Source organism: Ruminococcus sp. BSD2780120874_150323_B10 (genome assembly GCF_015553695.1).
Classification (GTDB): Bacteria; Bacillota; Clostridia; order Oscillospirales; family Acutalibacteraceae; genus Ruminococcoides; species Ruminococcoides intestinale_A.
The window spans coordinates 1-17228 of record NZ_JADNHD010000017.1; the positions used below are offsets into that span (position 1 = coordinate 1).

The 17228-nt window shown below is 40.3% G+C and carries 10 protein-coding genes; 6 read left to right on the forward strand and 4 right to left on the reverse strand.

What is annotated here, in order from left to right; all coding sequences use genetic code 11:
- Positions 1–179: 179 nt before the first annotated feature.
- Positions 180–1784 carry a phosphoenolpyruvate carboxykinase (ATP) gene (gene pckA / locus I2E21_RS10250; protein WP_022233842.1) on the reverse strand — a complete coding sequence of 535 codons (1605 nt, stop codon included), beginning with the start codon at positions 1782–1784 and terminating at the stop codon, positions 180–182.
- Between the two features lie 309 nt (positions 1785–2093).
- Between pckA and I2E21_RS10255 the strand changes: the two genes are divergently transcribed.
- From I2E21_RS10255 to gatB, 6 genes are all read left to right on the forward strand, one after another.
- Positions 2094–2795 (forward strand): ABC transporter ATP-binding protein, encoded by a 702-nt coding sequence (locus tag I2E21_RS10255; protein WP_022233843.1) that lies wholly within the window; start codon positions 2094–2096, stop codon positions 2793–2795.
- Between the two features lie 30 nt (positions 2796–2825).
- Complete coding sequence (locus tag I2E21_RS10260) at positions 2826–6251, forward strand: FtsX-like permease family protein (RefSeq protein WP_195411256.1); 3426 nt, start codon at positions 2826–2828, stop codon at positions 6249–6251.
- A 153-nt stretch (positions 6252–6404) separates the two neighbouring features.
- Positions 6405–8153, forward strand: a complete 1749-nt coding sequence (gene aspS / locus I2E21_RS10265) for an aspartate--tRNA ligase (RefSeq protein ID WP_195411257.1) — start codon at positions 6405–6407, stop codon at positions 8151–8153.
- 72 nt (positions 8154–8225) lie between these two features.
- Positions 8226–8504 carry an Asp-tRNA(Asn)/Glu-tRNA(Gln) amidotransferase subunit GatC gene (gatC, locus tag I2E21_RS10270; protein ID WP_022233846.1) on the forward strand — a complete coding sequence of 93 codons (279 nt, stop codon included), beginning with the start codon at positions 8226–8228 and terminating at the stop codon, positions 8502–8504.
- A gap of 11 nt (positions 8505–8515) precedes the next feature.
- Positions 8516–9973 (forward strand): Asp-tRNA(Asn)/Glu-tRNA(Gln) amidotransferase subunit GatA, encoded by a 1458-nt coding sequence (gene gatA / locus I2E21_RS10275; RefSeq protein WP_195411258.1) that lies wholly within the window; start codon positions 8516–8518, stop codon positions 9971–9973.
- Positions 9970–11382 carry an Asp-tRNA(Asn)/Glu-tRNA(Gln) amidotransferase subunit GatB gene (gatB, locus tag I2E21_RS10280; protein ID WP_022233848.1) on the forward strand — a complete coding sequence of 471 codons (1413 nt, stop codon included), beginning with the start codon at positions 9970–9972 and terminating at the stop codon, positions 11380–11382. The genes gatA and gatB overlap by 4 nt, the downstream gene beginning before the upstream one ends.
- Before the next feature lie 873 nt (positions 11383–12255).
- Here gatB and I2E21_RS10290 read toward each other — a convergent pair.
- The 3 genes from I2E21_RS10290 to I2E21_RS10300 all read right to left on the reverse strand — a co-directional run bounded on the left by I2E21_RS10290 (position 12256) and on the right by I2E21_RS10300 (position 17208).
- Positions 12256–13005, reverse strand: a complete 750-nt coding sequence (locus I2E21_RS10290; RefSeq protein ID WP_195411259.1) for a phosphotransferase — start codon at positions 13003–13005, stop codon at positions 12256–12258.
- Positions 13006–13802: 797 nt separating this feature from the next.
- Positions 13803–16424: a bifunctional acetaldehyde-CoA/alcohol dehydrogenase gene (adhE, locus tag I2E21_RS10295; protein WP_195411260.1), complete on the reverse strand. Its 2622-nt coding sequence runs from the start codon at positions 16422–16424 to the stop codon at positions 13803–13805.
- Between the two features lie 61 nt (positions 16425–16485).
- Complete coding sequence (locus I2E21_RS10300) at positions 16486–17208, reverse strand: leucine-rich repeat domain-containing protein (protein ID WP_022234592.1); 723 nt, start codon at positions 17206–17208, stop codon at positions 16486–16488.
- Between the last annotated feature and the right edge of the window lie 20 nt (positions 17209–17228).

Genomic DNA, 17228 nt, shown 5'->3' on the forward strand with positions numbered 1-17228 from the left:
AAGCGACCAAGATCTCTCTTAGTCGCTTTGCATAATTATTTCTTTATAACTTTGTCTAACTTTTTGGGGTCAGTTCATTTACTATCGCTTGTTCATTTCAATTCTTCTTTTTCGGGTTTACCCCAACTATTGACATAGAGCCTTTATTTAGTTAGCTTGTACTAAAATTAATACAAAGATTAAGCCTTAGGGCCTGCCTCTACGAGAGCCTTACCTGCCTCGTTGCCTTCGTACTTAGCAAAGTTCTTAACAAAACGAGCTGCAAGATCCTGTGCCTTTGCTTCCCAATCAGCAACATTTGTATATGTGTCGCGTGGGTCGAGAATTGCAGGATCAACACCCGGAAGCTCTGTAGGAACTTCAAAGTTGAAGTGAGGGATTGTCTTTGTAGGAGCCTTTGTGATAGAACCGTCGAGAATAGCGTCGATGATACCTCTTGTATCCTTAATAGAGATACGCTTGCCTGTGCCGTTCCAACCTGTGTTTACGAGGTAAGCCTTAGCACCGCTCTTTTCCATCTTCTTAACGAGCTCTTCAGCATACTTTGTTGGGTGAAGCTCAAGGAAAGCCTGACCGAAGCAAGCAGAGAATGTTGGAGTTGGCTCTGTAATGCCACGCTCTGTACCTGCGAGCTTAGCTGTAAAGCCTGAGAGGAAGTAGTACTTTGTCTGCTCAGGAGTAAGGATTGATACAGGCGGAAGTACACCGAAAGCATCTGCTGAAAGGAAGATTACATTCTTAGCAGCAGGAGCTGAAGATACAGGACGAACAATGTTCTCAATGTGGTTGATTGGGTAAGATACACGAGTGTTCTCTGTAACTGTCTTGTCGTTAAAGTCAATTTTACCGTCCTTATCTACTGTTACGTTCTCAAGAAGAGCATCTCTTCTGATTGCGTTGTAGATGTCAGGCTCTGACTCTTTGTCAAGGTTAATAACCTTAGCATAGCAACCGCCCTCGAAGTTAAATACACCGTTGTCGTCCCAACCGTGCTCGTCATCACCAATGAGAAGTCTTTTAGGATCTGTTGAAAGTGTAGTTTTACCTGTACCTGAAAGACCAAAGAAGATAGCTGTGTTCTCGCCGTTCTTATCTGTGTTAGCTGAACAGTGCATTGAAGCAATACCCTTAAGTGGGAGGTAGTAGTTCATCATTGAGAACATACCCTTCTTCATCTCACCGCCGTACCATGTGTTTACGATAACCTGCTCACGGCTTGTGATGTTGAACATTACAGCTGTTTCAGAGTTAAGACCGAGCTCCTTGTAGTTCTCAACCTTAGCCTTTGATGCGTTGTAAACAACGAAATCAGGCTCAAAGTTCTCAAGCTCTTCAGCAGATGGCTTGATGAACATATTTGTTACAAAGTGAGCCTGCCAAGCAACCTCAACGATGAAACGAACTGCCATTCTTGTATCATGGTTAGCGCCGCAGAATGCATCTACAACATAAAGCTTCTTGTTTGAAAGCTCTTTCTTAGCAAGTGCTTTTACAGCTTCCCAAGCTTCCTGTGTTGCAGGATGGTTGTCGTTCTTGTATTCGTCAGAAGTCCACCATACAGTGTCCTTTGAATTCTCGTCCATAACGATGAACTTATCTTTAGGTGAACGGCCTGTGTAAATACCGGTCATAACATTAACTGCGCCAAGCTCAGTTTCCTGTCCAACCTCATAGCCTTCCAAATCAGCCTTTGTTTCCTCGTTAAAGAGTTCGTCATAGGAAGGATTGTGGATAATTTCAGTAGTACCGGTAATACCATACTTAGTTAAATCAATCTTTGCCATTTCAGTATCAACCTTTCTGTTTCTTAAATTACATAGTATCAGAATTTGCGGTGAGTTGTAATTACCAAACAATCTACACTGCAATAACCTATGTTCGTTAGTATTTTAGCATAATTTTTTACCCTCGTCAAGCCAATTGCCAATTAATTTGGTCGGTTTTGTCATATTGTGGTTTTTTCGACATCAACACTGTATTTGTATATTGATAAGAGGTGTAAAAAGTGCTATAATATTGTATTATAAGCAGGTTTATTCTGTATATTCAGCGCTTTAAAAAGCAAAGAAAATTTACCGTTACGGGAGGATATTATGAGCCTTGTTGAATTTAAAGATGTTTACAAAATATATAAAATGGGCGAAGTGACTATTAACGCTGTCGAGGGTGTTTCTTTTAATATAGAGCAGGGCGAGTTTTGCGTGGTAGTCGGTGCATCGGGTGCAGGCAAGACAACCGTACTTAATATTCTCGGCGGAATGGATACCTGTACAAAAGGCAGTATTATTGTCGGCGGCAGAGACATAAGCAAGCTGAAAGACAAACAGCTTATTGAATACAGACGGTTTGACATTGGTTTTGTATTTCAGTTTTATAACCTTGTGCCTAACCTTACCGCAAAAGAAAATGTAGAGCTTGCAACGCAGATAAGTAAAAATCCGATGGACAGTACAGAGGCGCTTGAAAGCGTCGGACTTTCACAGCGCAGTGCAAACTTTCCCGCTCAACTTTCGGGCGGTGAACAGCAGAGAGTGTCTATTGCAAGAGCACTTGCCAAGCGACCTAAACTTTTACTTTGCGATGAGCCGACGGGTGCTCTTGACTATAACACCGGCAGACAGATTTTAAAACTTTTGCAGGAAACCTGCCGAAAAGAAAATATGACGGTAGTTCTCATAACCCACAATTCAGCAATTACCCCAATGGCAGATCATATTATAAAGATGAGAAGCGGCAGGGTAATTATGGATGTTCACAATGATGAACCTAAAAATGTTGAAGAAATCGAATGGTAATTCATATTTTCTGCGAAAGGGGAGAGGACATTGACTAAAACCCTGTTAAAAAATACTTTCAGAGAAATTGCAAATTCTAAAGCAAGGTTTATTTCTATACTTGCGATTATTGCACTCGGTGTTGGATTTTTTGCCGGAATCAAAGCTACGGTTCCGTCAATGTACAATATGGCAGACGAATATTATTCTCAATCCAATCTTATGGATTACAGGCTTGTATCTACTGTCGGATTTGATAAAGATGATGTAAAAGCGGTTGAAAATCTTGACAATGTAACCGATGTTATGCCATCGTATTTTGCCGACCTTGTTTTAAAATCAAACGGAAACGGAGGTAACGGCAATGTTATAAGAGTAACCGCTGCACCTAAAAGTTATAACAATAATAAAACTCTTAATACATTAAACATAAAAGAGGGAAGACTACCCGAGAAAAAGGGTGAAATCCTTGTTGAATACGGCAGTGTCGGCAGCAGTGATTATAAAATCGGCGACAAGGTTGTATTTGGAAGTGAAAGCGGAGAATCCAATGCACTTGATATGGTAGATACGCTTGAATATACCGTCGTCGGTAAAGTGGAATCACCTATGTATATTTCGTATCAGCGTGGCTCAACTACAATCGGCAACGGCAATATTGTAGCATTTATGTATATTTATCAGGATGATTTTGTAACCGAAAGATATACGGAAATGTATGTGAAAACCGTTTTTTCTGACGGCGACGGTTCAGTCTTTGATGACGAATATGAAAAAGACATTGAAAGCTTTACAACTGTTCTTGAAAATACCGCCGATTTACGCTGTGAGGCATTTGATAAAGATGTTATAGGCAAAGCAAAACAGGAACTTGAGGACAGTAAAAACGATTATGAAACCGAAAAATCCGAGGCTCTTACAAAACTTGATGATGCAAAAACAACTTTAGATAATTCGGAAAAAGAATATATAGATAAGATTTCAGATGCACAATCGCAACTTGACACAGCCAAAAAGCAGATAGATGACGGAAAAAGTAAGCTTGAAACTGCTAAAGAAGAATACGAAAACGGCATTGCGGCAGGTGAAAGCGAACTTTCTTCTGCGCAGGCGGAACTTGACAGTGCAAAAGCCGAATATAATTCAGGTGTTGAAGAATATAATTCAAAAATCAGCATAGCGGAAGAAACTCTTGCCGAAAAAGAAGATGAATTCAATGCCGCAAAAAGTGAATTTGAAAACAATCAAAAGCCGCAGCTTGAAACCGCAATAGCAACTTGCAAATCACAGATTGAGGCTTTACAGGCGCAAATTGAGGTTACAGAGGACGAAACCGCTCTTGCTGTATTGCAGGAACAGCTTACACAGGTTCAGGCAGTTTTAGCAGATTGTGAAACAAAACTTGCTATGGCGCAAGAACAGCTTGATACGGCAGAACAACAGCTGAACAATGGAAAACAAGAGCTTGAAACACAAAAAGCGGAAGGACAGGCACAGCTTGACTATGCACTTGCTCAAATTCAGAGTGCAGAACTGCAGATTGCGGACGGACAAGCACAGCTTGAAAGTAAAAAAACAGAGGGACAAGCTCAAATATCGCAGGCTGAAACCGAACTTGCGACAGCACAGGAAAAATATGACAACGGAAAGTCCGAACTTGAGGAGCAGAAAATAAGCGGCAGACAAAAGCTTGATGACGGTTGGAAAGAATACAACGATTCAAAAGCCGAGGCTGATGATAAATTTAAAGAGGCAGAACAAAAAATTGCCGACGCACAGGAAGAAATAGACGCTATAGCAGATCCTGAGTGGTATGTGTTTGACAGGTCGGATAATCCGGGTTATTCAACCTTTGCGCAGAATGTTGAGCGACTCGGTGCAGTGGCATCAGTATTCCCGATGTTCTTTTTACTCGTTGCGGTTTTGGTTTGTGTAACCACAATGTCAAGACTTGTAGAGGAAAAGCGTAAAGAAATCGGAATATTAAAAGCGCTCGGCTACAATAACTTAAGCATAATAATGAAATTTGCGATTTATGCTGTTTTTGCAGGTGTAATCGGTTGTACCGTAGGTGTATTAATAGGCATAAATACACTGCCGTATATTATTTATAATGCATATCAGATTATGTATTATATGCCTGACATCAGCATTGTACCTGATGCACAGAGTATTATACTCGGTACGCTTGCCGCCGTACTTTGTACATTGCTTGTTTCTGTAATAGTATGTGTAAGAGAATTAAGCCAGAGCTGTGCAAAAATTCTAAGACCTAAAACTCCGAAAGCAGGCAAGAGGATACTGCTTGAGAGAATTACTCCGATATGGAAACATATGAATTTTTCCGCAAAGCTGACTACAAGAAATATTTTCAGATATAAATCAAGAATGTTTATGACAATCATAGGCATTGCAGGCTGCACGGCTTTGATAGTTGCGGCATTCGGACTTAAAAACAGCTTTATTCCGCTTACCGATACACAGTTTAGCGAAATATTCAAATATAATGCGGTTGTTATTCCTAAAGAAGGCGGAACTGCCGAACAGCTTGATTATCTGAAAAATGCAATAAACAATACGGGCGACGCAGCGTCAATTATGCTTGCAGGTCAGCAGGAAGTTGTTGTAAAGAAAAATAATGTTGTAAAAGATGAAAGCACTTATCTTACGGTAATGGAAGATCCGCAGAGATTTTCGGAGGTTACAGAACTTAGAACAAGGGGCGACAAAAAGCACCTTGATATTACCGATGATTCCGTAATGATAAATGAAAAAATGGCGACCGAATTGTCTGCCAAAGTCGGTGATACCGTAAGTGTAACTGTTGATGATAAAACCGCAGAACTTACAGTAGGCGGAATTTATGAACAGTATATAAAGAATTATGTGTTTATTTCTCCTAAACTTTACAGTGAAAAATTCGGAGAAGAACCGCAGTTTAATATGGCACAGGTTGTACTGAAAAATCCTGACGAACAGACTGCGTTCGGTGAAAAAATGCTGACGAATGATAAAGTAGCGGGTGTAACCTATCTTTCATCAGGTATGGGTGAAATTGAAGATATGCTCAATTCGCTTAATATGGTTGTGCTTGTTATGATTATTTGTGCAGCGGCACTTGCGTTTGTAGTGCTTTATAATCTTACAAATATCAACATTGCCGAGCGTGTGCGTGAAATCGCAACTTTTAAGGTGCTCGGATTTTACAGCAGAGAAACCTCAAGCGTTATTTATAAAGAAAATATCGTGCTTACTCTCGGAGGTATTCTTTCGGGACTTGTTCTCGGTATTTTCCTTACAAGATTTATTATTCAGACCGTTGAGGTTGACAATGTAATGTTTGGCAGAGATATTTTGCCTACATCATTCGTTTTTGCGGCTTTGCTGACATTTGCATTTGCTTTGATTGTGAATTTTGCAATGGGATTTAAGATTAAAAAAGTAAATATGGTTGAAAGCCTTAAGAGTGTTGAATAAACGGTGCCGCACATTATTTGTGCGGCATTGTCTGAAAAAGATAGAATTTTTGAAATAAAAATCATTTAAAATATTGATTGCTTAGGCAAATTGTGGTATAATACAAAAGAATAGGCAATTTAGCACAATATCAGTGAAAGGAACTGTAGATATATGATAAAAGCTAATCAGTATCGCACCGTAACTTGCGGTGAGTTAAGAGAAGAAAATATCGGACAGGAAGTTCGTGTAGCAGGCTGGGTTGAAAATATCCGTGACCACGGCGGCGTAATGTTCCTTGACATTCGTGATCAGTACGGTGTTCTTCAGGTAGTAGTTCACAATGACGAGTTACTTAAGGGTATTAACAAAGAATGTACCGTAACATTGAGCGGTAAGGTAGTAAAGAGAGATGAAGAAACTATCAACTCTAAGATTGCTACCGGTTATGTTGAGGTACACACAGATGACATTACCGTTCTCGGTAAATGTAAAAATGTTCTTCCTTTTGAGGTTGCAACATCAACAAATACTTCAGAGGAAGTTCGCTTAAAGTATCGTTTCCTCGACCTTCGTAATCAGAAGGTGCATAATAACATTATGCTCCGTTCACAGATTATAACATTCCTCCGTGCAAAAATGAACGAGATGGGATTTAATGAAATTCAGACACCGATTCTTTCAACTTCATCACCGGAAGGAGCAAGAGATTATCTTATTCCGAGCCGTAAGCACAAGGGCAAATTCTATGCTCTTCCGCAGGCTCCGCAGATTTTCAAACAGCTCCTTATGGTTTCTGGTTTTGACAGATACTTCCAGATTGCACCTTGTTTCAGAGATGAGGATGCAAGAGCAGACCGTTCGCCGGGCGAGTTCTATCAGCTTGACTTTGAAATGGCTTTTGCCACACAGGAAGATGTATTTGCGGTTGCAGAAGAAGTTCTTTACGAAACATTCACTAAGTTTACAGATAAAGAGGTTTCAAAGCCTCCGTTTGCCCGTATTCCATACTCTGAAAGTATGTTAAAGTACGGTACAGACAAGCCTGATCTCCGTAACCCGCTTGTTATCGTGGAGATTAGCGATATGTTTGAGGAAACTGACTTTAAGCCGTTCCTCAAAAAGACTGTTCGTTCAATTAATGTACCGGGTGCCGCAAAGCAGTCAAAGAGCTGGTTCAAGAAGATGGAAGAGTTTGCACTTTCTATCGGAATGAAGGGTCTCGGTTATGTTAAGGTAAGAGATGATATGACTTTTGACGGTCCTATTGATAAGTTCCTTAAAGAGGGCGACAGAGAGGAGCTTATTAAGCGTAATAATTCTAACGCAGGCGATGTTATTTACTTTATCGCAGATACAGAAAAAGACGCTCCAAAGCTTGCAGGTCAGATTCGTACAGAGGTTGCTACCCGTCTTGACCTTATTGACAAGTCAAAGTTTGAGATGTGCTTTATCGTTGACTTCCCAATGTATGAGCATGACGAAACCACAGGTCAGGTAATATTTACACACAACCCATTCTCCATGCCACAGGGCGGTATGGACAGCTTGCTTAATAAGAACCCCGATGATATTCTTGCTTATCAGTATGACATCGTATGTAACGGTGTTGAGCTTTCATCAGGTGCTGTTCGTAACCACGACCTTGACATTATGATTAAGGCTTTCGAGATTGCAGGATATACCGAAGATGAGCTTAAATCCAAGTTCTCTGCTCTCTACAACGCATTCCAGTACGGTGCTCCGCCACATGCAGGTATGGCTCCGGGCGTTGACAGAATGATTATGCTAATTACTGAAGAAGAGAACATCAGAGAGGTTATTGCTTTCCCAATGAACTCAAATGCTCAGGATCTTCTCCTCGGTTCACCTGGAGAGGTAACAGAGCAGCAGCTTCGTGAAGTTCACATTAAATTAAGATAACTTCATATATACTCAAAGGGCGAGTTGTTTTTATAACTTGCCCTGATTCTGTTTATACAAAGGATGGTTTTTATGGTAACAAGAGAAGATGTTGAAAACATTGCGTTGCTTTCAAAGCTGTTCGTTCCCGAAGAGGAGCTTGACAGCCTTACACAGTCAATGCAGGAAATTATAGATTTTGCCGATACAATCAATAATGCTCCCACAAGCGGTGAGAGCTTTGACAACATAAACAACCTTTCAAATGTATTTCGTGAGGATGTTGTGGTTGAGTCATATGACAGCGAGGAAATTTTGAAAAATGCCCCTGAACAGGCAGAGTCACATTTCCTTGTTAGAGGCAGAGAATAAGAGGTGTAAAAATGGGTAGTATTGCAAAAATTCACGAAATGCTTGTTTCCAAGCAGGTTTCGTGTACGGAGCTTACTAAAAGCTATCTTGAAGAAATAGAAAAATCAAACGGCGAGCTTAACGCTTATGTAAATGTAACTCCCGATACAGCGCTTGAAACCGCAAAGACTGTTGACGAAAAAATTGCAAAGGGCGAAGAAATCGGTATGCTCGAGGGTGTTCCGATGACATTGAAAGATAACCTTTCCACAAAGGACATTGAAACTACTTGCTGTTCTAAAATCCTTAAAGGTTACAAGCCGATTTATAATGCAACTGTATGGGAGAATCTTTCTGCACAAAATGCAGTTATGCTCGGTAAAACAAATATGGACGAATTTGCAATGGGCTCTTCGTGTGAAACTTCATGCTTTGGCGGTGCAATGAATCCGTTTAACACAAAGTATGTATCCGGCGGTTCATCAGGCGGCGTAGCAAGCGCTGTCGGCGCAAACATTGCAGCATACGGACTTGGTTCTGATACAGGCGGTTCTATCCGTCAGCCTGCAAGTTTTTGCGGTATCGTAGGTCTTAAGCCGACATACGGCAGTGTATCTCGTTACGGTCTTATCGCTTATGCAAGCTCACTTGACCAAATTGGACCTATCACAAAGAGCGTTGAAGATGCGTCTATTGTATTTGATGCAATTTCACAGTATGACGAAAAAGACAGCACTTCAAAGGGTAATGTCGGCGGCGCAACTTACGGAAAGCTCAACAATGACATCAAGGGTATGAAAATCGGTATTGCCCGTGAGTATCTTGACGGTATTCGTGACGATGTTAAAGAGGCAGTTCTCAATGCCGCAAAAGTTTATGAATCACTCGGTGCAGAAATAGTGTATTTTGATATGCCTGCACTTAAGTTTGCTCTTCCTGTTTATTACATTATTGCCTGTGCAGAGGCATCTTCAAACCTCGGCAGATACGACGGTATTCGTTTTGGTTATAAAACACCGCATTATAACGGCACTCACGATATGATTTGCCGCACCCGTTCAGAGGGCTTTGGTGAGGAAGTTAAGAGAAGAATTCTTCTCGGCACATATGTACTCTCTGCCGGTTATTATGACGCTTATTATAAAAAGGCACAGAATTTGCGTGGAACTATTGTAAAGGCATTTACAGATGCATTTGAGCATTGTGATGTAATTCTTGCTCCAACAGTTCCTATGACTGCTTTCGAGGCGGGTCACGCAGTTTCCGATCCGATTGAAACTTATCTTACAGATATTTGTACCGTACCTGTAAATATTGCAGGACTTCCGGGTGTATCCGTTCCGTGCGGATTTAACGCAAACGGTATGCCAATCGGTATGCAGCTTATCGGCAAGAGTTTTGGCGAGGCTGAAATTTTAAATGCAGCGTTTAAATATCAGCAGGCTGACGGAGAAAACTTTAAGGATACAAAGTGGGGTGTTAAGCTGTGAAATATGAATTAGTTGCGGGTTTTGAAACCCATATTGAACTTGCTACAAAGACAAAAATTTTCTGCTCATGTACAACAGCGTTTGGCGGTGCACCTAACTCACATTGCTGTCCCGTATGTATCGGACTTCCGGGTACACTTCCAAAACTTAATCGTGAGGTTGTAAACTTTGGTATCAAGGCAGGTCTTGCCACTCACGGTGAGATTGCGGAGATTTCTAAAATGGACAGAAAGAACTACTGTTATCCTGACCTTTCAAAGGCTTATCAAATCAGCCAGCTTTATGCACCGCTTTCAATCGGCGGCTATGTAGAGCTTTCAAACGGCAGAAAAATCAGACTTCATCATATTCATATTGAAGAAGATGCAGGAAAACTTATTCATCAGCACGGCGACACATATGTCGACTACAACCGTGGCGGTGTTCCTCTTATCGAGATTGTATCGGAGCCTGATATTCGTTCTATTGACGAGGCTAAGGAGTATGTGGAAAAATTACAGCAGGTAATGCGCTATATAGGAATTTCCGACTGCCGTATGCAGGAAGGCTCAATGCGTTGCGATGTTAATATTTCTGTTCGTCCTGAGGGCAGTGAAACTCTTGGAACAAGAACAGAGATTAAGAATATGAACTCAATTACAAATATTGCCAAAGCAATGGAGTATGAGTATGAGCGTCAGGTAGATTTAATTGAGAGCGGCGGCAAAGTAGTGCAGGAAACTCTCCGTTATGATGATGCAACAAACACTACATCTTCAATGCGCAGTAAAGAAGACGCTCACGATTACCGTTATTTCAGAGATCCTGACCTTGTTACAATCAATGTCCCAAGAGATGTTGTGGAGAGCTTAAAGGCTGAAATGCCTGAACTTCCTTCTGACAAATGCAAGAGATATATTGAAGAACTTGAAATTCCTGAAAAGGATGCACAACTTCTTACAAAATACAGAAAAATCAGCGAGTTCTTTGATAAGGCTTGCGAGGGTGTAAAATCCGCAAAGTCTGTATCTAACTTTATTATCGGTCAGATTTTCCGCAGAACAGAAACCGAGGCTGATAAGGAAACATTTGATGTATCAATAACACCTGAACAACTCAATGAGCTTGTAAAATTGATTGACAGCGGCAAGATACGCAATAACCTTGCTAAGGCTACACTTGAGAAAATGCTTGATTCCGGCAAGGGAGCACTTGATTTTATCAGTGAAAGTGATATGGCAGGACTTGATGAAAACACTGTAAATGAACTTTGTAAACAGGCTATAGAGAACAATCCTAAGGCTGTAGATGATTACAAGAACGGTAAGGAAAAAGCTATTAAGGCTCTTGTCGGTAATGTAATGAAGAACAGCCGTGGTAAAGCAGATGCTGCAGCAGTTGAACAGAAACTTAAAGATATGATTTCTTAAAGTTTTATTATATAAGAGTGAAAGCCACTTTTGATTTAGTTCAAAAGTGGCTTTTGTGTTTGTGGATTTTTATGTTAAAAATTAAAATAAATTTGGTTGAGTGCACAGTTTAGCCAAGCAATTATAAAAGTTTGGTCGACCTTTTCAAAGGTCGTGGGTGTGGGCAAAGCCCACAAATACTTTCCGTTTATGCAATCGAACGATAGCCAAACAGCTCGCTGTTTGGCGGCTTGAACACAACGGCGAAAGTCCTTTAATGCGATAGCAACAAGAAAGCCATTCGATATATAATGAAAAGTTAATCATTTCTTTTATAAAAGGCTGTCGTCTGTTTTAACAAACTTAGTTTTAGCACGCAAACAGCGTGGCTGTTTGCGCCTGATAAATTGTTATATTGGAAGTTTTTTATGGGCGCTGCCCATACCCGCAATTTTTGAAAAAATTGAGTAAACTTTTTTGTTTTTGAGAGAAGAATTTAGCATTAGCTAAATTTCAATGCCCGACCGACACTCCGCTAAACCAATATTTAAATAAGCTGCAAATGTTACCCATTTTATCATTAAAATTATAAGTAACCATAAAAGTATTGTCAATACGATAGGGAATAGAAAATCAGGGGGTGTGAGTGGAGGTTTATTAGGATTTTTAAAACTCTCCATTCCCATCATTGTAATTAATCCGGATAAACCTCCAATGCCAAGACTTATAGCCAGACTGATTGAAAGTTGTTTACAATTAATTTGTGTACACTTGACATATTGTTCACCTCAAAAAAATGCTCCTGTTCTATTTTATGAACAGGAGCATCTTTTATTCGGGAATTAGAAAGTAAGGAGAATTAATAAAAAGATTTAAATAATTTATGAATTAAAATTACTGGTAATCGCAAACATTTACCCATGAGAGTAAGAATTCACGCTCTTCCTCTTTGCCCTTAACTGACTGAGAAGCAGCTACAATCGGTAACCATTCCTGTACATACTGGCGAGCAGTATCAGTCTTGTCACAGAATAACTTAATATACTTTTTAGCAAGTTCATCCTGCTTGTTAAGTTTAAATAAGAGATATGTTCTTGCAGCATCAGCAGAGCCGTTGCCTTGTGTTGCATGTGACCAGTCGAGAATATACGGTGTGCCGTCAGCAGTAATAATTATGTTACTTGGGTTAAAGTCACCGTGGCAAACTTTTGTATGCTTAGGCATACCGTGTAAACGGGTAGAAAGCTCATATCTTGTTGTAGCGTCAAGACCTGTTTCGGAAATTTTACGCTGCATTTTATCTTTAAGTTTGTTAAGTAATGGAGCTTTCTTTGATAAAACTTCCATCTGCAAATTTACAAATAACTCAAGATATTCGTCTGTCTTTTCAGGATTTTCTTCCATAAGTTGAGCAAGTGTTTTACCTTCGATGTAATCGGAAATGATTGCCCACTTTCCGTCAATTTTAGTTACTTCCTGTAAAGACGGAATATTAAGACCTGTTTCTTCTACACGAGCCTGATTAAGTGCCTCGTTGAGTATATCTGATTTTGGGAAAGATTCGTCAAAAACCTTAATGGTCTTATCGCCATCTTTATATATAACCTTATTCTTTCTTTCGGCAAGAATTGTTTCAAATTTCATAAAAGTCATTCCTTTCAATAAAAAACTAAGCAATTTCTCTTTTGCTTTGGTTATATTATACAACAACTTTATGCTTAGGTATAGAGGTAAAATAACAGAAGTTTTAAAAAATTCTTTGGTTAATTAGACAATATAATCTTACTGTTTTTGTATGAGTGAATAAAAAATAATACCATAATTGAGCGTATATAACAAAAATTATGTTAAATTATTAACTAAACTATTGATAAAAACTTAACAATGTTTTGTGCATATTGACATTTTTTTAACGATAAATATTTAACAATTAAATTATGGTTTAGAAAATTGTTTCGACAGGTAATTATAAAAGTTTGGTCGACCTTTTCAAAGGTCGTGGGTGTGGGCAAAGCCCACAAATACTTTCCGTTTATGCAAGCTAACGATAGCCAAACAGCTCGCTGTTTGGCGGCTTGAACACAACGGCGTTAGCCTTTAAAAGTTGCGATAGCAACAAGAAAGCCATTCGATATATAATGAAAAGTTAATCATTTCTTTTATAAAAGGCTTTCGCCTGTTTTAACAAACTTAGTTTTAGCACGCAAACAGCGTGGCTGTTTGCGCCTTATAAATTGTTGTATCGGAAGATTTTATGGGCGCTACCCAAACCCGCAATTTTTGAAAAAAATGAGTAAACTTTTTTGTTTTTGGGAGGATAATTTAGCGTTAGCTAAATTTCAATGCCCGACCGACACTCCGCTTAACCATAATTTATAAATAGAACCTAAAAAATCCCCCGTGGGAAACCACGGGGGAGAAGTAACGAAATAATTTATCTATTAAACTGTCTCGCTGTTGTTGCCATAATAAGCATTGAGATACATCTGCTTGATTTCCTTGAAGAGTGGGTATCTTGGGTTAGCGCCTGTGCACTGATCGTCGAATGCCTGCTCTGTCATATCGTCAAGTCTTGCAAGGAAGTCAGCTTCATCGATACCGTACTCCTTGATTGAGTTCTTAATACCAACTCTTGCCTTAAGGTCATTGACAGCCTTAATGAGGTTCTCAACGCTTTCAGCATCGTCCTTACCGCCAAGACCGAGGAATCTTGCTACTTCAGCGTAACGAGCCTGTGTCTTTGGATGATCATACTGTGGGAATGTACCCATCTTAGCAGGAGTTTCTACAGAGTTGAAACGGATAACCTGCTCAAGCATAAGGGCATTAGCAATACCGTGTGGAATGTGGTGGAAAGCACCGAGCTTATGAGCCATTGAGTGACATACACCGAGGAATGCGTTAGCAAATGCCATACCTGCCATTGTAGCACCGTGAGCAACTTTCTCACGAGCAAAAGGCTCGTTCATACCGTTGTCATAGCAAGCCGGGAGATACTTGAAGATAACTTCAAGAGCTCTAAGTGCAAGACCGTCTGTAAAGTCAGTAGCCATCATTGATGCATAAGCCTCAAGTGCGTGGCTGACAGCATCGATACCTGATGCAGCTGTAAGACCCTTAGGACCGCTCATCATATTGTTAGCATCTACGATAGCCATATTTGGCATAAGCTCGTAGTCAGCGAGTGGGTACTTAACGCCTGTTTCCTGATCTGTGATAACTGCGAATGGTGTTACCTCAGAACCTGTACCTGAAGATGTTGGAACAGCGATGAAGTAAGCCTTTTCACCCATCTTAGGGAATGTGTAAACTCTCTTACGAATATCGCAGAAACGCATAGCCATATCCTGGAAGTCTGCTTCCGGATGCTCATAGAGAACCCACATAATCTTACCGGCATCCATTGCTGAACCGCCGCCGAGTGCGATGATTACATCAGGCTCAAACTTACGCATAGCCTCTGCACCCTTCTGAGCAGAGATAAGTGACGGATCAGGCTCAACATCAGCAAATGTTGTGTAAACAATGCCCATCTCATCAAGTTTATCTGTGATTGGCTTTGTATAACCATTCTTGTAAAGGAATGAGTCAGTTACGATAAATGCTCTCTTCTTACCCATAACATCCTTGAGTTCCTGAAGAGCAACAGGCATACAGCCTCTCTTAATATAAACCTTCTGTGGTGCTCTGAACCAAAGCATATTTTCTCTCCTCTCGGCTACTGTCTTAATGTTGATAAGGTGCTTGACACCTACGTTCTCTGAAACTGAGTTACCGCCCCATGAGCCGCAGCCGAGTGTAAGAGATGGTCTAAGCTTAAAGTTGTAGAGGTCACCGATACCACCCTGTGAAGATGGTGTGTTTACGAGTATACGGCAAGTCTTCATACGGCCTGCAAACTCGTCAATCTTAGCTCTATCGTTAACAGCATCAACATAGAGGGAAGATGTATGACCGTAACCGCCGTCAGCAATGAGCTGTTCAGCCTTAGCAAGTGCATCTTCAAAGTCCTCTGCCTTGTACATAGCAAGTACAGGAGAAAGCTTCTCGTGTGCAAACTCTTCGCTGATGTCAACGCTTTCAACTTCACCGATAAGAATCTTTGTTTCTTCAGGAACTGTTACACCTGCAAGAGCAGCAATTGTAACAGGCTTCTGACCAACGATCTTAGCGTTAAGTGCGCCGTTGATGATGATAGTCTTTCTTACCTTCTCTGTCTCTTCGTCATTAAGGAAATAGCAGCCACGAGCCTTAAATTCCTTTTTAACCTTTGAATAAATCTTCTTTTCAACGATAACTGACTGCTCTGAAGCACAAATCATACCGTTATCGAATGTCTTTGAGTGAATAATTGAGTTTACAGCAAGGAGAATATCTGCTGATTCGTCAATAATTGCAGGAGTGTTACCTGCACCAACGCCGAGAGCAGGCTTACCTGATGAGTAAGCAGCCTTAACCATGCCGGGACCACCTGTAGCAAGGATGCAATCAGCTTCCTGCATAAGCATATTTGTAAGCTCAAGGCTTGGAATGTCAATCCAGCTGATAATGCCCTCTGGAGCACCTGCAGCTACAGCAGCCTCAAGAACAACCTTAGCAGCCTCAATTGTGCTCTTCTTAGCACGTGGGTGTGGGCTGATGATGATACCGTTTCTTGTCTTTAAGCAGATAAGTGTCTTAAAGATAGCTGTTGATGTTGGGTTTGTTGTTGGAATAACTGCAGCGATAACACCGATTGGCTCTGCAATCTTCTTAATACCGAAAGATTTGTCCTCTTCGATTACGCCACATGTCTGAACATTTTTATAAGCATTGTAAATGTACTCAGAAGCGAAGTGGTTTTTGATAACCTTATCTTCAGCTACGCCCATGCCTGTTTCTTCAACGGCCATTTTAGCGAGTGGGATTCTCATCTTGTTAGCTGCGGATGCTGCTGCAAGGAAAATCTTGTCAACCTGTTCCTGTGTGTAGGTTGCGAAAATCTTCTGAGCTTCTTTAACTTTTGCTAAAGCTGCCTCAAAAGTCTCTGCGTTTTCTACGATCGGATACTCTTTTGTGCTCATTAAATCTACCTCTTATCTAGCATTTTGTATTTTATTCAGCAAAAAGCTGAAAATGGATGACTTATTCTTCAACAGCTTTAAATTCAAGCTTGTTGGTTTTTCCGTTGGTTTTTACATAGTTTTCTGCGTAAGAACCCTTTGGAGCATTTATTGTAACAGTGTTTGCGTTATCACAAACGCTGTATTCAGACATTTTAGTTACATTGGCAGGAATGTCGATTTCTGTAATGGCAGGGCACTGATAAAAAACATATTCTCTGATTTCTTCAAGACTGCCTGATTCGATAGTTACTTTTTTAACTCCCGAACCCTGGAAAGTGAAAAGACCAAGGTCTGTTACCGAACCCGGAACTGTAACTTCTTCAAGTGAAGTACAGAGGAAAAATACATTATTGCCTAATGTTTTAAGATTTTTGGAAAGTGTAACCGACTTAAGATTTGCACATGACTGGAAAGCATGACCTTCAATCTCAGTTACCGTATCGGGAATTGTTATACTCTCAATGTCCTTTTCGCTGAAAGCGTTAGGACCTATTGATGTTACTTTATAGTTGTTATAGGTATCCGGAATAACAATATTTTTTTCGTTACCTGTGTACTCTGTTACCATAAGCTCATTGCTGTTTACAATGTAATAACCAAAGCCGTTGTTTGTAAGGTCAGGCTTTGTAGCTTCAATGGTATAGCCGGGTTCGTTTTTATTCGAACAGCCGCAGCCTGCAAGGCTGAAAACCATTGTTGCACACATTGCACCTGCAATAAGTGCGCATAATATTTTTTTCATAATTTGAAGGATCCTTTCAA

Excerpts from the sequence above, each read along its gene's own strand:
- gatC (WP_022233846.1), top strand. The coding sequence starts at position 8,226 with ATGGTAACAAGAGAAGATGTTGAAAACATTGCGTTGCTTTCAAAGCTG.
- adhE (WP_195411260.1), bottom strand. The coding sequence starts at position 16,424 with ATGAGCACAAAAGAGTATCCGATCGTAGAAAACGCAGAGACTTTTGAG.
- aspS (WP_195411257.1), top strand. The coding sequence starts at position 6,405 with ATGATAAAAGCTAATCAGTATCGCACCGTAACTTGCGGTGAGTTAAGA.
- I2E21_RS10255 (WP_022233843.1), top strand. The coding sequence starts at position 2,094 with ATGAGCCTTGTTGAATTTAAAGATGTTTACAAAATATATAAAATGGGC.
- gatA (WP_195411258.1), top strand. The coding sequence starts at position 8,516 with ATGGGTAGTATTGCAAAAATTCACGAAATGCTTGTTTCCAAGCAGGTT.
- I2E21_RS10290 (WP_195411259.1), bottom strand. The coding sequence starts at position 13,005 with ATGAAATTTGAAACAATTCTTGCCGAAAGAAAGAATAAGGTTATATAT.
- I2E21_RS10300 (WP_022234592.1), bottom strand. The coding sequence starts at position 17,208 with ATGAAAAAAATATTATGCGCACTTATTGCAGGTGCAATGTGTGCAACA.
- pckA (WP_022233842.1), bottom strand. The coding sequence starts at position 1,784 with ATGGCAAAGATTGATTTAACTAAGTATGGTATTACCGGTACTACTGAA.